A 4,015-nucleotide genomic window follows, 5' to 3' on the forward strand; every position below is an offset into this window, starting at 1 on the left:
CATATTCAAAAATATGTAAATCATTATTATTTAATGTTGCAAGAGGTGTTGGGGAAAGATAATGCGGGGACAAATTGGGCAAATTTTATCGAGTACGGAACAAGGAGCAGTGCAGAAATTACCCTTCAAAATCTTGGCTTGTCTAGACATGTGGCGGACTATTTATTAAGGAACTATCTGGAGTATTTTAAATTTAAAAATGGTCGTTTAATCAATATTATGAAAAATAAACTCATTGAAGAATTAGATGAAAACAGTATTGAAAGGCAGGAAGTTTTATTATTTTTATAATTGTAGAAAGCATGGAGGTAATATCCATGCTTTCTTTTTTGAATCAATGATAAGTATGTCCCATCCGATATTAATGTTTAACAAAGTCAATTTTAAGTTGATGACATGGGAGGTTGAACAGGTGAAAAGAAATTTAGAGCAAGAAATGTTAGGCAAAACGTTCGGGAAGTGGACTGTGATTCGAAGAGATTATGAAAATGTACATAAATATAATAAAAAATATGATTTATGGTTATGTAAATGCTCTTGTGAAAAAGGAACTGAAAAAGTTGTACTAGGAAAAGCATTACGAGGAAATACAAATAAGAGTTGTGGCTGCCTTTTAGAAGAGATAAGGAAAGAAAAGAGGAATAAAGACAAACCTATTCCTCCAGTTTTTCAAGAAATCAGTAAAAAGAAGAACGTAACCATACTTTCGGCACATTATGTTTGGTATGGCAATGTTAAACTTTTATGCTTAACTCACTCAGAATTAGGTGAATATGAGTATACTTGGCATGGTTTAAAATACAGCAATTCAAATGGATGCAAGAAATGCGTACAAGAAATAAAAGCAAATGTAGCTAGGGAAAACGTCAAAAAAACGTTTGAAAACATTAAAAAACCTAGAAAATATGATTTAGAGAAGGCTATAGAAATATTCGCTTCAAAAAATGCTGTGTTATTAGAAGATACTTTTACTTCTGCTGATATAGAAATGGCATTCACTTGTGTAAAACATCCAATGGAACCTCAATTCATCTCTTTAAGGAATGCATTGGATAAGAAAAGAAAAAATATTTGCAGGCACTGTATTGTTGAAGGAAGGAAAGGAGAAAACAACCCTTCATGGAAAGGGGGAATAACGGCTAAGTCACAGTTAATCCGATTAAGTGATGAATATGCGAAATGGAAAAATGGTGTACTAATTAAAGATTTTCATACATGTCAAGCGTGTGGAGCGTATGGAAAAGGGGTATTTTTAGAAGCTCATCATATTAAAAGTTTTGCCTATCACCCGCACCTACAATTTGATGTAGAAAACGGTATTATTTTGTGTGAAAAATGCCACAATCCCAGATTTAAAGGAAGTTTACACAACATATACGGAACATTTGATGTTACAGAAGAGGAACTAAATGCTTATTTAAAAATGAAAAGAGAACAGACCGGTATAGATATAGAGGAATTAATGAAAGTAAAAGAAGAAGCGTTCAAAAAAGGAGGAAAGCAAGCTGCGAATTCTTTTAAAAGAAAATTAACAGATGAACAGGTACTAGAAATACACAAGAGATTAGCTGAAGGGGAAAAACAATACAATTTAGCAGAAGAATTTAATGTAACGCAAGCCACCATTTCTAGAATTAAAAATGCAAAACTTAAAGATGCTTTTGCTCATCTTAACTTGCAACCAATAGTTAGAGGGAAATTGACTCTAGAACAAATAATTCAAATAAAGAAACGGTTACAAAAGGGAGAAAGCCCTAAAAACATTGCAGAAGATTATCCTGTTTCAACAGCAACTATTAAGGCTATAAAATTGGGAAATGCATGGACTAAAGTAAAGTTAGACACCGAACCATAAGTCAAAACGGTCGGAAAGCAAAAATGCAGAGAATTTCTAGTAAACTTCCAAAAGAACATTGCTGCTACAGCCTCATTGGACAGCTCTTGAAATTTTTCAACCATTATAACTACCTTTTCTATTATAATAGTAAGGTAATCTTTACCATACATATAGAGAAAGCAGGGGAAACATGAAAGAATACTATAGAGAACATCTAGATATATGGGCAAATTTATTACATCATGTGGAAGAATATCTCAAAACAGCACCCAGACATCAATTGAACAACCCCGACTGGAAAAATAAATGCGACTTTTCAAACGGGGTGTATGTGGTGTATGAAAATGATGAAATGATTTATGTGGGAGAATCAAGCAATGTAAAGAAGAGGGTAAGAAGGCTGAATCGCAGTCATGGACTATATAAAAAAGTAGGGCCCAAATTATTTACCGATTCTGCCTATACCATCGTATTTGTCCAACTGCCTTTAGGGAGAAAAGAAATAGAAGAAGAATTAATCAGAAAACATTCCCCTAAATATAATACTTCAGGGAAAAAATCGTATAGACAGCTTTATAAAAATAAAAATCGGAAGTCATGAGATAAATTTTTCTATAAAGCATGGTTCTTTTGTCTTTTATTAAAAGGCTATGTTAATCAATAATATTGATGTAAGTGAAAAAAAGGAGGCTGTTTGGCAGCCTCCCTTCTTTACCATAATGGTTCTTCTTTTAATTCTCTTAATGTCATTGTAAAACCGCCAAACAAATGTCCTTTCTTATATTATAGAACATTTGTTTGTTTTTTATCAAATATCAACAGAGTTATTTAACATAGTCATTTCTAAATAAAAAATCATTTTGAAATATTTCCTTTTTCTGCTTCTTCTTTAACTCTATTCCATTCTTCTTTCAAATACTTTTGGGTCAGTTGAAGTAAAATGTCACTGTTATTTTGGAGCTCTGATTTTAATTGACTAAATTCTTTTTTAAAACGGTCATTGAAGATTTCAATTTCCTCATTTTGAGATTCGCGAATTATATCAGATGCAATTTTATTGAATGAATTTGCATCACGATGGTTCTGTGATTTAATATCTTCTTCAATTATTTTGTCCATTTTTGAAAAAATTCGTTTATCCAGTTGCTCCTTATTCTTTTCGAGGACATAGGCAACTTTTTCTTTATCAGATTTTTTTAGTAAAGCCAAAGCATCATAAGTTTTCATTATGTTTTCAGACATTTTATCAACGAGCTTCATTATTTTTTTATCTTCATCTCCGCGATAGTTCAAATGAAGGTTTATTTTTGCCTTCGCATGTACGATTTTATCGAGGTATTCCCCTTTTTCTTTGGCATCTTCTAAGATTGGCTTTTCGTTATAAAAGCTGGCTAGGGAGATAAATTCTGCTACATATTCTTTCAATTGTCCCATCCACTTTACTCGTTCGGAAGTAATACTGTTAACAAAGAGAGTCTTACGGTTGTTCCTCATTGTATAAATTAAGGTACTAAGCCCAATAAGTGCTGTAATAATACCAGTAATAATTGCAGCAAGGATTGTACCATTTATTGTCTTTTTTTCTGTTGAAACTGTATAACCAGTGATGGAGTTATCTGGAAGATAAATTGGCTGATATCCAATCACTTTCTCATTTGAATGGTCTTTTTTAAATTTTGTTAGCTGTTCAATGAAAGTATTTAATTTATCCGTACTACTAACTTTACTTGTGTCACTAGTAAACGAAAAGTGGTAAAACCCTTCTTCTGCCTTATCCCATTGGTACGCAATCTTTGGTGGATTCTCGGTAGTTGCAGTATTTGTAGATTCTTCATTTGGTTTTGCAGCTGCAAGCTGAGGAGTGTAAGAAAATAAAAGAAGTAGTATCAAAATCAATTGTATTTTTTTCATTATTGTTTTCTCCTTTTGCTAGTAAAATATAAATCTTAGATATAGTTAGCAATTCTATCAAAATATAACTAAAGTATTGTTAATTTGATATCTCCGTCCGCATTTTTCCGTTTCTACACGAATTGACAACTTTTATTTTACTACAGAGAGAAGCGTTGCCGATTTTATCATGATGAATATTCGAGTGATTCAATAAAAAAGCACCTGTTGGTGCCTTTTTTGATGTAAAATATTTTTTATTATACTTTTTACTTTTTTTATTTTACT

At 31.9% G+C, this 4,015-nt stretch carries 4 protein-coding genes; 3 read left to right on the forward strand and 1 reads right to left on the reverse strand.

Annotated features, from left to right (window positions below; genetic code table 11):
* The 3 genes from V7068_RS22410 to V7068_RS22420 all read left to right on the forward strand — a co-directional run.
* On the forward strand, window positions 1-291 hold a 291-nt coding region (locus tag V7068_RS22410; protein WP_499714629.1), incomplete at its 5' end, for a hypothetical protein.
* A 121-nt stretch (window positions 292-412) separates the two neighbouring features.
* Window positions 413-1,855: an HNH endonuclease gene (locus V7068_RS22415; RefSeq protein WP_499714630.1), complete on the forward strand. Its 1,443-nt coding sequence runs from the start codon at window positions 413-415 to the stop codon at window positions 1,853-1,855.
* A 172-nt stretch (window positions 1,856-2,027) separates the two neighbouring features.
* A complete protein-coding gene (locus tag V7068_RS22420) occupies window positions 2,028-2,438 on the forward strand; it encodes a GIY-YIG nuclease family protein (protein WP_499714631.1) in 411 nt (136 codons plus the stop codon).
* Window positions 2,439-2,692: 254 nt separating this feature from the next.
* Here the strand turns inward: V7068_RS22420 and V7068_RS22425 are convergent, their stop codons facing one another.
* Entirely contained in the window at window positions 2,693-3,748 is a 1,056-nt protein-coding gene (locus V7068_RS22425; RefSeq protein ID WP_499714632.1) for a hypothetical protein, read from the reverse strand.
* Window positions 3,749-4,015: the final 267 nt, after the last annotated feature.

Origin of the sequence: Bacillus sp. JJ634, assembly GCF_036962285.1 — a bacterium.
GTDB lineage: Bacteria > Bacillota > Bacilli > Bacillales > DSM-1321 > Peribacillus > Peribacillus asahii_A.